At 71.8% G+C, this 16,176-nt stretch carries 14 protein-coding genes and 1 riboswitch; of the genes, 4 read left to right on the plus strand and 10 right to left on the minus strand.

Annotation, left to right across the window (positions count from 1 at the left end; genetic code table 11):
• Positions 1-22: 22 nt before the first annotated feature.
• Positions 23-159, plus strand: a riboswitch (cobalamin riboswitch).
• 120 nt (positions 160-279) lie between these two features.
• Both ACIG0D_RS13695 and ACIG0D_RS13700 read left to right on the plus strand, forming a co-directional pair.
• Positions 280-2,691: a ribonucleoside-diphosphate reductase subunit alpha gene (locus ACIG0D_RS13695; RefSeq protein ID WP_399799668.1), complete on the plus strand. Its 2,412-nt coding sequence runs from the start codon at positions 280-282 to the stop codon at positions 2,689-2,691.
• A complete protein-coding gene (locus ACIG0D_RS13700; RefSeq protein ID WP_399799671.1) occupies positions 2,691-3,704 on the plus strand; it encodes a ribonucleotide-diphosphate reductase subunit beta in 1,014 nt (337 codons plus the stop codon). The genes ACIG0D_RS13695 and ACIG0D_RS13700 overlap by 1 nt, the downstream gene beginning before the upstream one ends.
• Positions 3,705-3,753: 49 nt before the next feature.
• Here ACIG0D_RS13700 and ACIG0D_RS13705 read toward each other — a convergent pair whose 3' ends face one another.
• From ACIG0D_RS13705 to ACIG0D_RS13750, 10 genes are all read right to left on the minus strand, one after another.
• Positions 3,754-5,133, minus strand: coding sequence for a cytochrome P450 (locus ACIG0D_RS13705; RefSeq protein ID WP_399799673.1), 1,380 nt, complete (start codon positions 5,131-5,133; stop codon positions 3,754-3,756).
• On the minus strand, positions 5,130-6,254 hold the full coding sequence (gene cyc1, locus ACIG0D_RS13710) for an epi-isozizaene synthase (protein WP_399799676.1): 1,125 nt from the start codon (positions 6,252-6,254) through the stop codon (positions 5,130-5,132). The genes ACIG0D_RS13705 and cyc1 overlap by 4 nt, the downstream gene beginning before the upstream one ends.
• Before the next feature lie 232 nt (positions 6,255-6,486).
• Positions 6,487-7,137 (minus strand): peptide deformylase, encoded by a 651-nt coding sequence (def, locus tag ACIG0D_RS13715; protein ID WP_365757907.1) that lies wholly within the window; start codon positions 7,135-7,137, stop codon positions 6,487-6,489.
• A 127-nt stretch (positions 7,138-7,264) separates the two neighbouring features.
• On the minus strand, positions 7,265-8,272 hold the full coding sequence (locus ACIG0D_RS13720; protein ID WP_399799680.1) for a tetratricopeptide repeat protein: 1,008 nt from the start codon (positions 8,270-8,272) through the stop codon (positions 7,265-7,267).
• 116 nt (positions 8,273-8,388) lie between these two features.
• A complete protein-coding gene (locus ACIG0D_RS13725; protein ID WP_399799683.1) occupies positions 8,389-9,630 on the minus strand; it encodes an HD-GYP domain-containing protein in 1,242 nt (413 codons plus the stop codon).
• Entirely contained in the window at positions 9,627-11,018 is a 1,392-nt protein-coding gene (locus tag ACIG0D_RS13730; RefSeq protein WP_399799686.1) for an HD-GYP domain-containing protein, read from the minus strand. The genes ACIG0D_RS13725 and ACIG0D_RS13730 overlap by 4 nt, the downstream gene beginning before the upstream one ends.
• Positions 11,019-11,181: 163 nt before the next feature.
• The gene (gene rsrA / locus ACIG0D_RS13735; protein ID WP_043503995.1) at positions 11,182-11,484 is read right to left on the minus strand and encodes a mycothiol system anti-sigma-R factor; all 303 of its coding nucleotides are present in this window, start codon (positions 11,482-11,484) and stop codon (positions 11,182-11,184) included.
• Complete coding sequence (gene sigR / locus ACIG0D_RS13740) at positions 11,481-12,179, minus strand: RNA polymerase sigma factor SigR (RefSeq protein ID WP_399800282.1); 699 nt, start codon at positions 12,177-12,179, stop codon at positions 11,481-11,483. The genes rsrA and sigR overlap by 4 nt, the downstream gene beginning before the upstream one ends.
• Positions 12,180-12,458: 279 nt before the next feature.
• Positions 12,459-13,109, minus strand: coding sequence for an alpha/beta family hydrolase (locus ACIG0D_RS13745; protein WP_399799689.1), 651 nt, complete (start codon positions 13,107-13,109; stop codon positions 12,459-12,461).
• Between the two features lies 1 nt (position 13,110).
• Positions 13,111-13,926, minus strand: a complete 816-nt coding sequence (locus ACIG0D_RS13750; RefSeq protein WP_399799691.1) for an SOS response-associated peptidase — start codon at positions 13,924-13,926, stop codon at positions 13,111-13,113.
• 51 nt (positions 13,927-13,977) lie between these two features.
• On the opposite strand from ACIG0D_RS13750, the gene ACIG0D_RS13755 reads away from it, so the two are divergent.
• Together ACIG0D_RS13755 and aroA are read left to right on the plus strand one after the other, a co-directional pair.
• Positions 13,978-14,688: a M50 family metallopeptidase gene (locus ACIG0D_RS13755; protein WP_399799695.1), complete on the plus strand. Its 711-nt coding sequence runs from the start codon at positions 13,978-13,980 to the stop codon at positions 14,686-14,688.
• A gap of 137 nt (positions 14,689-14,825) precedes the next feature.
• A complete protein-coding gene (gene aroA / locus ACIG0D_RS13760; RefSeq protein ID WP_399799698.1) occupies positions 14,826-16,169 on the plus strand; it encodes a 3-phosphoshikimate 1-carboxyvinyltransferase in 1,344 nt (447 codons plus the stop codon).
• The last annotated feature ends 7 nt before the right edge of the window (positions 16,170-16,176 follow it).

Genomic DNA, 16,176 nt, shown 5'->3' on the forward strand with positions numbered 1-16,176 from the left:
GGGTGCCATCGCCGCCCGACACAACATGTATGCTCATGCTCGCTGTCGCCGCAGGGGAATCCGGTGTGAATCCGGAACTGTCCCGCAACGGTGTACCCATGCCCGTATATGCGGGTATGGGCGTCAGTCCGAGGACCTGCCGACAGTGCGCCCGACCATCCGGTCCGGGCGCCTGACGTCCGGGCCTCGTGGAATGGGCCGGTGGACGCGACGCCGCGTGCGCTCGTGAGCTGCCCCCTGCCCTCGCAGGCCCCGTGCCGAGCGAGGGAGAGCCCCCACGTGACCATCGCGCCCGCAGATCCGGCCTCAGCAGCGGTCCCGTCCCACGACGCAACGGTCCCGTCCCACGACGCGGCCGTCCCGTCCCACGACGACGGTCCCGGCGCCGCGCTGCTGCGGATCCTGACCGAACTGACCGCCGATCTCCCCGACGCCGACCCCGGCCGGGTCGCCGCCGCCGCGCTGCGCGGCCGGTCCGCCCGCGCGGACGAGACGGAGCTGCGCGAGCTGGCCACGGAGGCGGCCGCCGGCCTCATCTCCGAGGACCCCGCCTACAGCAGGCTGGCCGCCCGGCTGCTGGCGATCGGCATCACCGCCGAGGCCGCCTCGCAGGGTGTCACGTCGTTCACCGAGTCCGTCGCCGTCGGCCACCGCGAGGGCCTGATCGCGGACCGCACCGCCGCGTTCGTCCGGCTGCACGCCGAGCGCCTGGACGCCCTCGTCGACCGCGCCGCCGACGACCGCTTCGGCTACTTCGGCCTGCGCACCCTGCACAGCCGCTATCTGCTGCGCCACCCGATCACCCGCAAGGTGATCGAGACGCCCCAGCACTTCCTGCTGCGCGTCGCCGCCGGTCTCGCCGAGGACGACACCACCCGCTCCGTGGAGGAGGTCGCGGCGCTCTACGGGCTCATGAGCCGCCTCGACTACCTCCCCTCCTCCCCCACGCTGTTCAACTCCGGCACCCGGCACCCCCAGATGTCGTCCTGCTACCTCCTGGACTCCCCCAAGGACGAGCTGGACTCCATCTACGACCGCTACCACCAGGTCGCCCGCCTGTCGAAGCACGCCGGCGGCATCGGCCTGTCGTACAGCCGGATCCGCGCGCGCGGTTCGCTGATCCGCGGCACCAACGGCCACTCCAACGGCATCGTCCCGTTCCTGAAGACCCTCGACGCCTCGGTCGCCGCGGTGAACCAGGGCGGCCGGCGCAAGGGCGCGGCGGCGGTCTACCTGGAGACCTGGCACGCCGACATCGAGGAGTTCCTGGAGCTGCGCGACAACACGGGCGAGGACGCCCGCCGTACGCACAACCTGAACCTCGCGCACTGGGTCCCGGACGAGTTCATGCGCCGTGTGAACGCCGACGAGCAGTGGTCGCTGTTCTCGCCGTCCGACGTGCCGGAGCTGGTGGACCTGTACGGCGAGGAGTTCGACGCGGCGTACCGCGCGGCCGAGGCGAAGGGCCTCGCCAAGAAGACCATGCCCGCCCGCGATCTGTACGGCCGGATGATGCGCACCCTCGCGCAGACCGGAAACGGCTGGATGACGTTCAAGGACGCCGCCAACCGCACCGCCAACCAGACCGCGGAGCCGGGCCACGTCATCCACTCCTCCAATCTCTGCACGGAGATCCTGGAGGTCACCGACGACGGGGAGACGGCGGTCTGCAACCTGGGCTCCGTGAACCTGGGCGCCTTCGTGGACCCGGCCCGTCAGGACATCGACTGGGAGCGGCTGGACGCCACCGTCCGCACGGCCGTCACGTTCCTCGACCGCGTCGTGGACATCAACTTCTACCCGACCGAGCAGGCGGGCCGCTCCAACGCCAAGTGGCGCCCGGTGGGCCTCGGCGCCATGGGTCTGCAGGACGTCTTCTTCAAGCTGCGGCTGCCGTTCGACTCGGCCGAGGCGAAGGCGCTGTCCACGCGGATCGCCGAGCGGATCATGCTGGCCGCGTACGAGGCCTCCGCCGACCTCGCCGAGCGCAACGGCCCGCTGCCCGCCTGGGAGAAGACCCGTACCGCCCGCGGGGTCCTGCACCCCGACCACTACGACGTGGAGCCGACCTGGCCGGAGCGCTGGTCGGCGCTGCGCGAGCGGATCGCGGAGGTCGGCCTGCGCAACAGCCTGCTGCTGGCCATCGCGCCGACCGCCACCATCGCCTCGATCGCGGGCGTCTACGAGTGCATCGAGCCGCAGGTGTCCAACCTGTTCAAGCGCGAGACGCTGTCCGGTGAGTTCCTCCAGGTGAACTCCTACCTGGTCGCCGATCTGAAGAAGCTCGGCGTGTGGGACGCCCGCACCCGTGAGGCGCTGCGCGACGCGAACGGCTCGGTGCAGGGCTTCGCGTGGATCCCCGAGGACGTACGGCGGCTCTACCGCACCGCGTGGGAGATCCCGCAGCGCGGCCTGATCGACATGGCCGCGGCCCGCACCCCGTTCCTGGACCAGGCGCAGTCCCTGAACCTCTTCATGGAGACGCCGACCATCGGCAAGCTCTCCTCGATGTACGCGTACGCCTGGAAGTCCGGGCTGAAGACGACGTACTACCTGCGCTCGCGGCCCGCGACGCGCATCGCCCGCGCCGCCCGGGCGCAGCAGCCCACCGTCCCCGTGCAGCAGGCCGCCGACCCCGACGCGGTCGCCTGCTCCCTGGAAAACCCCGAGTCCTGCGAGGCCTGCCAGTAATGACCACCCGTAACGCCAATCTCCTCGACCCGGGCTTCGAGCTGACCCTGCGTCCCATGCGCTACCCGGACTTCTACGAGCGCTACCGGGACGCCATCAAGAACACCTGGACCGTGGAGGAGGTCGACCTCCACTCGGACGTCGCCGACCTCGCCAAGCTGTCCCCGGGTGAGCAGCATCTGATCGGCCGGCTGGTCGCGTTCTTCGCGACGGGCGACTCGATCGTGGCGAACAACCTGGTGCTGACCCTGTACAAGCACATCAACTCCCCGGAGGCGCGCCTGTATCTGTCGCGCCAGCTGTTCGAGGAGGCCGTCCACGTCCAGTTCTATCTGACGCTGCTGGACACCTACCTCCCCGACCCGGACGACCGGGCGGCGGCGTTCGCGGCCGTCGAGAACATCCCGTCCATCCGGGAGAAGGCCGAGTTCTGCTTCAAGTGGATGGACTCGGTGGAGGAGATCGACCGGCTGGAGACCAGGGCCCACCGCCGCCGTTTCCTGCTGAACCTGATCTGCTTCGCCGCGTGCATCGAGGGCCTGTTCTTCTACGGCGCGTTCGCCTACGTCTACTGGTTCCGCAGCCGGGGCCTGCTGCACGGCCTGGCCACGGGCACCAACTGGGTGTTCCGCGACGAGACGATGCACATGTCCTTCGCGTTCGACGTGGTCGACACCGTCCGCAAGGAGGAGCCGGACCTCTTCGACGACCGGCTCCAGCAGGAGGTGACGGACATGCTGCGGGAGGCCGTCGAGGCGGAGCTGCAGTTCGCCCGCGACCTGTGCGGTGACGGTCTGCCGGGCATGAACACCGAGTCCATGCGGCAGTACCTGGAGTGCGTGGCCGACCAGCGTCTGACCCGGCTGGGCTTCGCCCCGGTGTACGGCTCGGAGAACCCGTTCTCCTTCATGGAGCTCCAGGGCGTCCAGGAGCTGACCAACTTCTTCGAGCGGCGTCCGTCCGCGTACCAGGTGGCCGTCGAGGGCACGGTGGACCTGGACGAGGACTTCTGAGCCGCACCGCCAGGGCCGGCCGCCGACCGGGCCGGCCCTGGCGGGGACGTCACCTCGGCACCGCCCGCAGCAGCAGCCGCTGCGGCCTCAGGGTGATGCCGACGCGGGTGGCGTCGTCGGAACCGGGCACCTGCTCGAAGCGGTACTTCGTCGCCACCGCTGCCGTGATGAGCGTCAGCTGGGCCATCGAGAAGTGGTCGCTGGGGCACTTCCGATTACCCACGCTGAAGGGGCTCATGGCATATTTCGGCACTTCCTTGGCGCGTTCCGGAAGCCATCGGTCGGGGTCGAAGTCGAGGTGGTGCGCGTACGATTGCGGGTCGCGCTGGATCGCGTACGGGCTGTACACGATGTCGGCGCCCGCCGGAATGCGATAGTCGCCGAGCGCGGTGTCGGTCACCGCCCGTCGGGTCAATATCCAGACGGCCGGGCGCAAACGCATCGCCTCGACGACGACATTGTTGGTGTGCCGCAGCTTGCGGACGTCCTCGAATGCCACGGGACGGCCACCCGTTACGGATTCAACCTCTTCCCGGACCTTGTCCGCGTGTTCCGGGTGTTCCGCGAGCACCTGGAGCAGCCACATGATCGTGGAGGCGACGGTTTCGCTTCCGGGCGTGAGTATCGCGACCACCTGGTCGTGGATCTCCTGCTCCCCGATGGGCTCGCCATTCTCGTCCTTCGCCTCCAGCAATGCCGTCAGCAAATCGTCCGGCTTTTGACCGGATGCCCGGCGCTCGGCGATGATCTCGTCGACGAGCAGATGCAAATCGGCCAACGCGCGGTTGAATTCGCGGTTGGCGGGCAGCGGCAGCCGGTACAGCGGCCCGAGCGGGACCACCATCCGCCGGTACATGCCCTGGAACACGACCGCGAGCGCGGTGCACAGCCGCTCGGCCCGCTCGTCCATGTACTCGCCGCGCAGCAGACAGCGGGCGGCGATCCGCACGGCCACCCGGAACGACTCCGAGGTGCAGTCGATGGTCTCGCCGGGCCGCCAGCGGGTGGTCAGCGCGTGCGCCTCCTCCTCCATGATCGGCCCGTACGCGGGGATGGCGTCCAGCCGGAAGGCGGGCTGGATGGTGCGGCGCTGGCGGCGGTGGCGCGGGCCGTTGGCGGTGGCCACGCCCTCCTTGCCGAGCAGGCCTTCCAGGGACTCCCACAGCGGCCCGTCGATCTTGAAGTCGGGGCTGAGCGCGAGCGCCCCGGTGAGCGCGGGGGTGGTGACCGCGTACACCGTCTTGGGGCCGAGCCTGAGCCGGACGACATCGCCGTGCTCGCGCAGCCGGGACATGAAGGCCAGCGGGTCGCGGACGAGCTTCAGGCCGTGGCCGAGGAGCGGTACGGCTCCGCCGGCGAGGGGCGGTTCGCGCAGTTCGGTCGTCCGGGCCGCCTCGGGGGCCGCGGGCTTCACGGACTCGACGGTCATTTCTCACCTGCCGCTTCGTTGTCGACGTACGGGGGCGTGGACCGGTCGTCCCAGCTGTCCACCCGGTACCGGCCGGACTCGTGGTGGAACCAGTAGACGGAGCTGAACCAGTTGCGCATATTCGCGACGCAGGTGCGGACGGCGACGCTGAGTTCCTTTCCCCGTACCGTGCCGTCGGCGAGGTCGTCGGCGAACCGCAGCGCCTCCCGTTCGGCGACGAGGAAATCGGATATGCATCGCTCGACCCGCTGCCGGATTTCGGCGATCGCTTCCTCGAGGGTCAGCCCTTCATGGGTGATGAGACTGATGCCGAGATTGTGGACCTCATCGCCCGCGATTTCCTTGGGCAGCGAACAGAGGTCGTTGTACCAGGCGGCGAATTCCTGACTGAGCAGTGCCGCCCGCCGAAATGCCGGGTGTTTCCGTACGGAATCCGGGAGTTCGATTCCGGCACTGGGTTCCAGCAGATCGGTCCAGATCCAGTGCGCGAAGGTGAGCCGGCGGAGTTCCAGGTATTCCTGGACCGTGGGCACGAATCCCTCGGTGCGGTTGCGGAATTCCCGGTCGTACGCCTCTATCACCGCGTGGAAGTGCCGGGCGAAGCGCGCGTTCCAGGTGTCCGGCAGGAACGAGTACAGCCGCAGCACGCTGTCCGCGAAGCCGGCCACCACCGGGTCGTCGTGGCCCAGGTGGCCCTGGGGGTGGTCGAGGGCGGTGTGCAGCCGGGTGCGCAGCCGGTCCCAGGCCAGGGGGCGGCGGTGCACGATGTCCCGGTCGTGGCGGTCGTCCCAGACGAAGAACCAGGCGCTGTAGTCCCCGATCGCCTGCATGACCTCGTCCGGCGCGCCGAGGTAGTACCCCGCCATCAGGTCGGTGTAGCACAGGCCGTCGGCATATTCCTCCACCTTGTCCGCCGGCATCAGCCGCTTTTCCAGCAACCAGGTACGGGTCTTCTCCTGGAGCCTGGGCCAATACGGGTGCAATTGCCTGGTAAACGCCGCCTCGATCACCGGGAGAGCGAGCGACGGTGGAACGGCGACCGCGGTCGCGGTGGTGCTGTGTGGGAAAGCAGGCACGAACAAACCCCTCTCAGCCGCCGGTTGGCACACACCCTCGGTCATGCCGGGCGTGCGCCGTTGCGTAACCCCGCACTTCCATTCAGCACCACAACTGACCGTTCTGGGAACGGATTTGCTCCACTCACTACCGCATACTGCCGAGACACCCCTCTTGTGTGACTGGTTCTGGATCACCGCGGAAGCGGAAGCGGTCGAACGCACGACGGACAGAAGAACGGCGCCCGACCGGGAAGGAAAGTCCGGTCGGGCGCCGTACGGAAGAGGCGGGTGGTGCTCAGTCGTTCGCGACCACGGGGTAGCGGGGCTCGTTCTCGGCCATCTGCCGCAGCGCGTCCTTGCGGTCCCGCTTGGAGAGCCGGTCGATGTAGAGGTAGCCGTAGAGGTGGTCCGTCTCGTGCTGCAAACACCGAGCGAAGTACCCGGTGCCGCGGACCTTGATCGGGTTGCCGTACTCGTCCTGGCCGGTCACCTCGGCGTAGTCGGGCCGGGCCAGCGGCATGTACGCGGTCGGCACCGACAGGCAGCCCTCGTTGCTGTCGTCCAGCCGGCGCTTCTCCGCGGGCAGCTCGACCAGCTTCGGGTTGCACACCACACCGACGTGGCGCACGCCCTCGTCGTCCGGGCAGTCGTAGACGAAGACCTTCCGGTCGACGCCGATCTGGTTCGCGGCCAGGCCCACGCCCTCGGCCGTGCGCTGCGAGGCGAACATGTCGTCGACCAGCTTGCGCAGCTCGTCGTCGAACTCGGTGACGTCCTGGCACTCCTTGTGGAGCACCGGGTTCCCGACGACGGTGATCGGCCGGGAGGTGCCGCGCTCACGGTACGCCCGCTCGCGCTCCTCGCAGTCCTCCGTGTCGATGACGAAGCCCTCGTCGTCCACGGGGAGCACGCCCACGTGCTGCTGATCGGTGTCCTGCTGCGCCATGACCGACGTATGCCTTCCTGGAAAAAACAAGGGTGCGATGCGCATCCAGGGTACGGGCAACGCGCCCCCTCGGGGGCGCGGGGAACTGCGCGGACAACCCACGCCGACCCGCACCCGGCAACGACGCTCAACACACCTCTTCGAGATCCCGCCAATCCCTGGAATCCGGACTGTCGGCCACCCACCCGTCCAGCAACCCCCGTACCAGGGAGGCTGGGGCGGCGACGCCACACTCCCGCTCCGGCACCCACAGCTGCCCGTCCGTCCGGTGCCCCAACGGCCCCGGATGCCCCGGCTCACTGTGGTCGTGGGGATCCAGATGCTCCCCGTCCCCCTCGTCCGCCGGCATCCGCGACTCCGAGCACATCCGGCACAGCAGCCGCACCGACGACGACCAGTCCTCCGCGGCGAACCCGGCCTCCGCGGCCAGTTGCTCCAGCGCGTCCCGGTCCGCCTCGGTGGCCGCCTCCAGCAGCACCACCCACGTCGGCACCGGCGAGGGCGCCCACAGCTCGATCTCGTCGAAGACGGGGTAGGTGTGCCCGGCGGCCGTGGTCCGCTCCCCGTGGGGCACCCCGTCGTGCAGCACGACCTCGCCCCAGCGCCGCCCGGAGGACGGCAGCGGAATGGACAGCACCTCTATCCGGGCCGGGTCGAGCCGCCGCCCCCACACCACCTCGGCCTCGCCCTCGGGCGACAGCCGTACGGCCGCGCTGCCCAGGTCCATGCCGACGGGCTCGCCGGAGGCGGTGGCACCTCCCCCGGCCTTCGGCCGGGAGGTGCCCCCAGGCACGTGCAGCCCGTAGGCCTGCCAGGCGCGCCGGGCCAGCGGCCAGTCCTGGAGCGCGGTGGCGGCGATGCCGACGTTCCACCAGTCGGGCGCCCCGGTCTCCCGGTCCAGCAGCGCCACGGCCCTGAGTCCCGCCGCGCGGGCCTGCTCCCAGTCGTGCCGGAACTTGTGCAGCAGCGCGAGGTTGAACCAGGAATCCGACAGCCAGGGCTCCAGATCGGCGGCGCGTGTCAGCAGCGCGCCCGCGTCCTCGTACCGGCCGTCGCCGATCAGCGTGAACGCGCGGTCGGTGGCCTGCCGCCACGAGGCGGAGGGCCGGTGCCGTCCCTTGCCGAAGATCCTCACGATTCCCGCCTGCCAGTTCCGTGGAGTGGGCCGGCTGTGCCCCCGGACAGCCTCTCGGACTCCCTCTCCTTCGCATCCAACCACGTACGCCTGGAGAGGCGCTCATTACCCATGGGTTACCCACCCACGGGCAGGGTCAGACAGTCCCGTGACAGGACCCGGGCCAGCGCTTCCACCACCTCCGGGGCGTACTCCCCCGCCGTCGCGAGGCGCAGTTCCTCCAGCGCCGTGAGGGGCCCGCCGGGCCCGGCTCCCCGGGCCTTCTCCTCGTACGCGTTGACCACCCGCACGATCCGCGCGGCGAGCGGCTGCTCCGCACACGGGTCGGCCTGCCGCTCCACGATCTCGGCGACCTGCGGGCTCACCCCGGTCTGCCGGACGACGGCCCCGCCGAGCAGCGCGATCCTGCGCTGTTCGGCGGCGGGCAGGCCCGCGGTGGCCCCGGCGGGCACCGGGTCGACCAGGCTGAGCTGCCCGATGTCGTGCATGAGCGCCGCGTACTCCAGGACGGTCAGCTCGGGCTCCGGCAGGCCCAGGTCCCGGCCGACGGCGCGGCTCAGCGCGGCGACGCGGCGGGCGTGCCCGGCCGGGGTGTAGCCGGCGATCTCGGTGGCGCGGGCGAGGGAGGCGATGGTCTGCCGGTAGGTGGCGCGCACGGCGGCGTACCGGCGGACGGCGACCTGGGTGAGCAGCAGCGGCACGCTGAACACGGGCAGCGCCCACAGCCCGGCGACCGCGACCGCGAGCGCGATCACCGCGCCGGTCGCGCACACCGCGGAACCGACACCCGGCATGGCCCGCAGCTCGTCGCGCAGCAACGGGCCGAACGGCCAGCCGGTGCGCGAGCGCGCCAGCGCGGCGGCCAGCACGGCGTCGCACAGCGCGGTGAGGACGAGCAGCGCGACCAGCAGCAGCGCGTACGCGGGCCCGACCCAGCCGTCGAACACGCCCCGGTTGTACAGCGGTTGGAAGCAGGCGGCGGCGAAGCCGACGGTGAGCACCCGGCGGGCCAGATCGTCGTACGTCGGCCCCCGGCCGCGGGCGAGGTGCGGGACGCAGCCGGCCAGCGAGGCGGCGAGCACGACACAGACGACCTGGGCGACGCCGTGGGCGGTGGGCCGGCCGGCGTTCTCCCCGAGCAGGGCGTACGACAGCGCCCCGGCGGCGCCGACCGGCGCGGCCTCCCGGATCCGCTCGGCCCCGGTCCAGCGGGTCAGCTCACCGAGGGCGACCAGCGCGCCGAACGCCAGGGCGACACCGCGTTCGGCGAGCCCGGTGGAGAGCGTGGCGGCGAGGGAGAGGGCGGTGAGCAGGGCGGCACTGGTGTGGATGAGGGTCCGCGGCAGGACGGGCGTCACCGGTGGGCCTCCTGCCTGCCGGGGGTCGTGCCGGGAGACGTGCCCTGGGGCTGCCCGGGCCCGGCCGCGGGGGTCGCTCCCCGGGCCGCTTCCGGCCCGGTCCCGGTCCCGGGTGGGGCCGGCGGCCGGGATGGCGGGACCTCGTCGGCGGTCACCACCGGATGCCAGCCGTGTCTGCCGAGGGCCCGCACCAGCGCCTCCACCATCCGCGGGTCGAACTGCGCCCCCGCGCACCGCTCCAGCTCCGCGACCGCCGCCTCGACGGGCCGGGCCCGCCGGTAGCTCCGGGTGGAGGTCATCGCGTCGAAGGCGTCGGCGACGGCGACGACCCGCGCGGACTCGGGGATGCGGTCCCCGACGAGCCCGTAGGGGTAGCCGCTGCCGTCCATCCGCTCGTGGTGGTGCAGCACGGCGGCCCGGGCCTCGCCGAGGAAGGAGATGCCCCGGACCATCTCGTGCCCGTACTCCGGGTGCAGCTCGATGATCCGCCGCTCCTCGGGCGTCAGCGGCCCGTCCTTGCGCAGCAGCCGGGTGGGCACGCCGAGCTTGCCGACGTCGTGCAGGATGCCGGCGAACCGCAGCACCTCGACCCGCTCGTCGTCCATGCCCAGCTCGCGGGCGATCATCATGGAGGCCTGTCCGACCCGCTCGCCGTGGCCGCGGGTGTACCCGTCCTTGATCTCGACGGCCTGCACCAGCGCCCGGATGGTGGCCTGGTGGGCGGCCCGCTCCCGGTGGTACTGGGCGAAGGCCCACCAGGAGACGCACATCGGCAGCAGCACGAGCAGTGAGACGACCGGCCCGTACCGGCTGCGCCACAGTACGGCCATCATCAGTCCGGCCAGTCCGTGCACCCCGAGCGGGGCGAGCGAGCGCGTGAAGAGCCCTCGCCAGGCCCGGCGGGCCGGTACCCGCTCAGCGATCAGCAGGACGCTGCCGTCGAGGAGGGCGAGGACCGCGCAGAACACCAGCACCGCGACCGCGGCGGGCAGCAGCGCGTACGGGAAGTCGGCGGACGCGACGGCCTCCCGTCCGCCCAGCAGCCCGAACACCCGGGCCGCGGCCCACACGGCGAGAACCGGCTCGGCGGCCCGCCAGATCCGGCGCAGCAGCACGGGCCGCTGGTCGACCCGGGCCAGCAGCGCCCCCGGCAGCGCGACGAGCGCGGCGGCGGGCGGCGGCAGCAGGAAGGCCCCGGCCAGCAGCACGGGGTGGCAGGCGCCGGGCGACCGGCGGGCGGTGATCCGCTCTCCGCCGGTGTGCAGGGCCGCCAGCAGCGCCACGGCCCACCAGGGCGCGCCCGCCGCGGGCAGCGGGGCCAGACAGATCAGTGCGGCGAGGGCGACACCGGCGACGTACACCCGGGCCCGTGCCGGAACCGCCTCCATGACGACGTCCCTCCCCAGCCCCCGTCCCTGTCTCTCCAGGCTGGGAGCCTAGGGCGGCCGGGGGGAGGGTGCGGACCGTTGGTCCGCCGATTAGCACGTTCGGGTGACGGAAGCCCCGCGTGGCGGGGTCGGGACTCCTCGAGGGGTCGGGACGCCCGAGGCGTCAGGACTCCTGAGGTGTCGCCGTCACATCGTGCTCGGGCACGGTCTGCCCGGAGCGGATCAGCTCGATCCGCCCCATGACCTTGGCGCGCAGGTCGGTCGGCACCTCGTCATGCCCGCAGCACCGCTTGACCAGCTTCTTCACCGCCTGCTCGAGGCCGTACTTCTCCAGGCAGGGCGAGCATTCCTCGAAGTGGTGCTGGAACTTGTCCCGGTCGAGGGGCGGCATCTCACTGTCGAGGAACTCGTACAGGTGGTCCAGGACCTCACTGCAGTCCGTCTCGTGCGGCTCTCCGCAGCTCATGAGCCCGAGCCTTTCGCTTCGTTCGACGACTCTCCGGCGCCGGCCGGGACCAGCCCGCGCTCGCGGGCGTAGTCCTCGAGCATGCCGCGCAGTTGACGGCGGCCCCGGTGCAGCCGGGACATCACCGTTCCGATGGGTGTCCCCATGATGTCCGCGATCTCCTTGTACGCAAAGCCCTCCACGTCGGCCAGGTACACGGCGATGCGGAATTCCTCGGGGATCGCCTGCAGCGCTTCCTTCACGTCCGAGTCGGGCAGGTGGTCGAGCGCCTGCGACTCCGCGGAGCGCAGACCCGTCGACATGTGCGACTCGGCACGGGCGAGCTGCCAGTCCTCGATCTCCTCGGCCGCGCTGCGCTGCGGTTCACGCTGCTTCTTGCGGTAGGAGTTGATGAAGGTGTTGGTGAGGATCCGGTACAGCCACGCCTTGAGGTTGGTGCCCTCGCGGAACTGGTGGAAGGACGCGTACGCCTTGGCGTACGTCTCCTGCACCAGGTCCTCGGCGTCGGCCGGGTTGCGCGTCATGCGCAGTGCGGCCGAGTACATCTGGTCGAGGAATTCGAGCGCGTCCCGCTCGAAGCGCGCGCTGCGCTCGGCGGTGGTCTCCGCGCCCGTGTCCGCGCTGATGCCCTGGCCCTCGGGCAGCTCCGCCTGGCCGTTGTCGGTCCCTGCGTCGGTACCGCTGACCGGACCCACCTCCTCGAAAAGCTTTGCGGAACCGAATCCGGTCCCACCCGAATCGGAGGATAGACGACGATCCGGTCCGCCCGCCGCCCGAATAGGGGCGGTCTTGGCCGCGTGCAGCACCGTCCAGTCCAGATCGGCACGGCTGCTGCGGCTCGGGCAGTACGTCGAACCCATGCGGCGGACTTCCTCTCCTACGACGTCCGTGCTGGTCGGTCAGCACTTCTGTCCGCCTCAACAGCGACCGCGGTCCGGGCATTCCCGCGGCATTGCCGAACTCTTCCCGAAGCCTTACCCGAGGGAGCCGGTCCACTTCACGACCGCGTCCGTGACCACCGCCAGGGCCTCGGCCTGGTCCAGCGGCGCCCGCTTCGGCACGGCGAGGCCGTGATCGGCGTACGGCACCTCGACGAGCTCGAAGTCCCCGTCGGGGAACTCGCCGGGCTTCCCCCACGGGTCGTTGCCGCCCTGCACGACCAGGGTGGGCACCCCCGCTCCGGCCGCCCCCAGCAGCTCCTCGGCGCGGGACTTCTCCGGCTTGCCCGGCGGGTGCAGCGGGAAGGCCAGCGCCAGCACGCCGGCCGCGCCCAGCTCGGCGGCCGTACGGCAGGCCACCCGGGCCCCGGCGCTGCGCCCGCCCGCGATCACCGGCAGGCCGGGCCGGGCGAGGGCGGGCCACAGGCCCCGCCACCCGGTGTCCAGTGTCTTCGGCGCGGGCGCCATCTTCTTCCCGGCGACCCGCCAGGGCTGCTCGACGAGCGCCACGGTCACCCCGTGGCCCGGCAGCGCGGCCGCGACCGCCCGGAGGTCCCGGGCCTCGACGCCGCCGCCCGCGCCGTGGCCGACGGCGAGGACGAGGCGGGCCTTGCGGGCCCGGTGCCAGGTGATACGGGCGGTGCCCGCGTCGGTCTCGACGAGCTGGGTGGTCTCGGTGGTCGTCACATCAGAAGAGTGTGCCCTCCTCGGGGGCCGCCAGCTCCTTCAGCAGCTCCGGTCCGTTGTTGCGGACGTTGCTGACGGCCGTGGACACCGGGTAGGCGCGCATCAGGCCGGGCGGCGGCGGGGCGAGCAGCTCGCGCAGCTCGTCGGGGTCGGTGCGGGACGGGTCCAGCCAGGCGTCCCAGCGGTCCGGGGTGAGCATCAGCGGCATCCGGGGGTGGATCTCGGCGAGCGTGCCCGGGCCCTCGGCGGGGGCCACGGCCAGCGGGGAGGTCTCCGCCTCGGTGGTGATCACCGAGCAGGTCGCCCACCAGGCCCGCGGGTGATCGTCGGGCAGCGTGCGGTCCCGCCAGAACTCGTACAGCCCCGCCATCGCGAACACGGACCCGTCGGCGGGCAGCACGAAGTACGGCTGCTTGCGGGGCCGCTTCCTGCGCCCCTCGACCTCCAGCTCCCGCTCCTGCCTGCCGGTGACCCACTCGTAGTAGCCGTCGGCGGGCAGGATGCAGCGCCGGGCGGCGAAGGCGCGGCGGAAGGCGGGCTTCTCGTGCACGGTCTCCGCGCGGGCGTTGATCATCCGGGCGCCGCCGTCGGGGGTCTTGGCCCAGGACGGCACGAGCCCCCACTTGAGCCTGCGCAGCTGCCGAACCGGACGCGGGTCGTCCGCGTCTTTCAGAGGACGGTCCAGGACGGCGTAGACCTCTTTGGTCGGCGCCACGTTGTAGTCGGGCTCAAGAGTCTCCTCCGGCTCCCACTTCTCGATCTCGAAGACTCCTGCGAGATCCTCGGGCCTACGACTCGATGCATACCGTCCGCACATGCGTGCCACACTGCCAGACTCCGTACGACCCGAGGGAGCGCCCCAGCAATCATGGACACCACAGCCACCTCTCTCTGGGACGAACTCGTCGGCACCCAGCCCGACCCCGACCTGTGGGTGGTGATCGCCACCCTGGTGGCCGCGCTGGCCGTGATCGCCCCGCCCGGTCTGTGGCGGCTGTCCCGCAACGCGATCACCATCGCCCACGAGGGCGGCCACGGCCTGGTCGCCCTGCTCACCGGCCGCACCCTCACCGGCATACGGCTGCACTCCGACACCAGCGGCCTCACCGTCAGCCGCGGCAAGCCGTACGGCCTCGGCATGATCCTCACCGCCGCCGCGGGCTACACCGCGCCGCCGCTGCTGGGCCTGGGCGGCGCCGCCCTGCTGGCCTCCGGCCGCATCACCCTGCTGCTCTGGCTGGCGACGGCCCTGCTGCTCGCGATGCTGGTGATGATCCGCAACGCGTACGGCGCGCTGACGGTGGTGCTGACCGGCGGCCTGTTCGTCCTGGTGTCCTGGCTGACCGGCCCCCAGGTGCAGGCGGCGTTCGCGTACGCGGTGGTCTGGTTCCTGCTGGTGGGCGGCGTACGCCCGGGGTTCGAGCTCCAGTCGAAGCGGCGCCGGGGTGGCGCCCCCGACTCCGACGCCGACCAGCTGGCCCGTCTGACGCACGCACCGGCGGGCGTGTGGCTGTTCCTGTTCCACGCGGTGTCGCTGTGCTCGCTGACAGGCGGGGTCCGCTGGCTTCTCGGGCTGTGACCACCCGCCCAGGGGCCCGCCCGGGGGCGCGGGGACCGCGCGACCGCTCACCGGGGGGCGCGAGCCCACGCGACCAGCCACAACGGCGCCGCACCCGACGACCGGCCGGTCCCACCCCTTCCTTATAAAGTGAACCCATGGCCCCGAACCCCGCCACACCTCCCGCCCTCTGGCCCGCCCCGCACGCGAGCGGAGCCGTCGACGCGACGGTCCACGTGCCGGGGTCCAAGTCCGTCACCAACCGCGCCCTCGTGCTTGCCGCCCTGGCGAGCGAGCCCGGCTGGGTGCGCCGCCCGCTCCGCTCGCGCGACACCCTGCTGATGGCCGGTGCGCTGCGGGCAATGGGCGTGGACATCGAGGAGACGGTGTCGTCCAGCTCGGCCGGCGCGGGGGCCGCCGACGTCACGGGCGAGGCCTGGCGGGTGCTCCCCAACGGCCTGCGCGGACCGGCCACGGTCGACGTCGGCAACGCCGGCACGGTGATGCGGTTCCTGCCGCCGGTCGCCGCCCTCGCCGACGGTCCCGTCCGCTTCGACGGCGACCCGAGGGCGTACGAGCGTCCCCTGAACGGCGTCATCGACGCGCTGCGCGTGCTGGGCGCGCGGATCGACGACGACGGCCGGGGCGCGCTGCCGCTGACCGTGCACGGCGGGGGCGCCCTGGACGGCGGCCGGGTGGAGATCGACGCGTCCTCGTCGTCGCAGTTCGTGTCGGCGCTGCTGCTGTCGGGGCCGCGGTTCAACCAGGGCGTCGAGGTCCGTCACATCGGCCCCACGCTGCCCTCCCTGCCGCACATCCGGATGACGGTGGAGATGCTGCGCGCGGTCGGCGCCCAGGTGGACACCCCTGAGTCGGGCGGCGAGCCGAACGTCTGGCGGGTCACGCCAGGCGCGCTGCTGGGCCGCGATCTGACGGTCGAGCCGGATCTGTCCAACGCCCAGCCGTTCCTGGCGGCGGCCCTGGTGACCGGCGGCACGGTGCTGATCCCCGACTGGCCGGCCCGCACCACGCAGCCCGGCGACCGGCTGCGGGAGATCTTCACGGAGATGGGCGGCTCCTGCGAGCTGACGGAGCACGGCCTGCGGTTCACCGGTTCCGGCGCGATCCACGGCATCGATGTCGACCTGGGCGAGGTCGGTGAGCTGACCCCGGGCATCGCGGCGGTGGCCGCGCTCGCCGACTCCCCGTCCACGCTGCGCGGCGTGGCGCATCTGCGGCTGCACGAGACGGACCGGCTGGCGGCCCTGACCAAGGAGATCAACGAGCTGGGCGGCGACGTCACCGAGACCGCCGACGGTCTGCACATCCGCCCGCGCCCGCTGCACGGCGGGATCTTCCACACGTACGAGGACCACCGCATGGCGACCGCCGGCGCGATCCTGGGCCTGGCGGTCGAGGGTGTGCAGATCGAGAACGTGGCGACGACGGCGAAGACCCTCCCGGACTTCCCCGAACTGTGGACCGGGATGCTGGGGCAGTAGGGACGCG

This window comes from Streptomyces sp. NPDC052773 (assembly GCF_044547145.1).
In the GTDB taxonomy this organism is placed as follows: domain Bacteria; phylum Actinomycetota; class Actinomycetes; order Streptomycetales; family Streptomycetaceae; genus Streptomyces.

What these genes read in the sequence shown, in the direction of transcription:
- ACIG0D_RS13700 (WP_399799671.1), top strand. Translation starts at nt 2,691, where the DNA reads ATGACCACCCGTAACGCCAATCTCCTCGACCCGGGCTTCGAGCTGACC.
- ACIG0D_RS13705 (WP_399799673.1), bottom strand. Translation starts at nt 5,133, where the DNA reads ATGACCGTCGAGTCCGTGAAGCCCGCGGCCCCCGAGGCGGCCCGGACG.
- cyc1 (WP_399799676.1), bottom strand. Translation starts at nt 6,254, where the DNA reads ATGACCGAGGGTGTGTGCCAACCGGCGGCTGAGAGGGGTTTGTTCGTG.
- def (WP_365757907.1), bottom strand. Translation starts at nt 7,137, where the DNA reads ATGGCGCAGCAGGACACCGATCAGCAGCACGTGGGCGTGCTCCCCGTG.
- ACIG0D_RS13730 (WP_399799686.1), bottom strand. Translation starts at nt 11,018, where the DNA reads ATGGAGGCGGTTCCGGCACGGGCCCGGGTGTACGTCGCCGGTGTCGCC.
- rsrA (WP_043503995.1), bottom strand. Translation starts at nt 11,484, where the DNA reads ATGAGCTGCGGAGAGCCGCACGAGACGGACTGCAGTGAGGTCCTGGAC.
- ACIG0D_RS13750 (WP_399799691.1), bottom strand. Translation starts at nt 13,926, where the DNA reads ATGTGCGGACGGTATGCATCGAGTCGTAGGCCCGAGGATCTCGCAGGA.
- ACIG0D_RS13755 (WP_399799695.1), top strand. Translation starts at nt 13,978, where the DNA reads ATGGACACCACAGCCACCTCTCTCTGGGACGAACTCGTCGGCACCCAG.
- aroA (WP_399799698.1), top strand. Translation starts at nt 14,826, where the DNA reads ATGGCCCCGAACCCCGCCACACCTCCCGCCCTCTGGCCCGCCCCGCAC.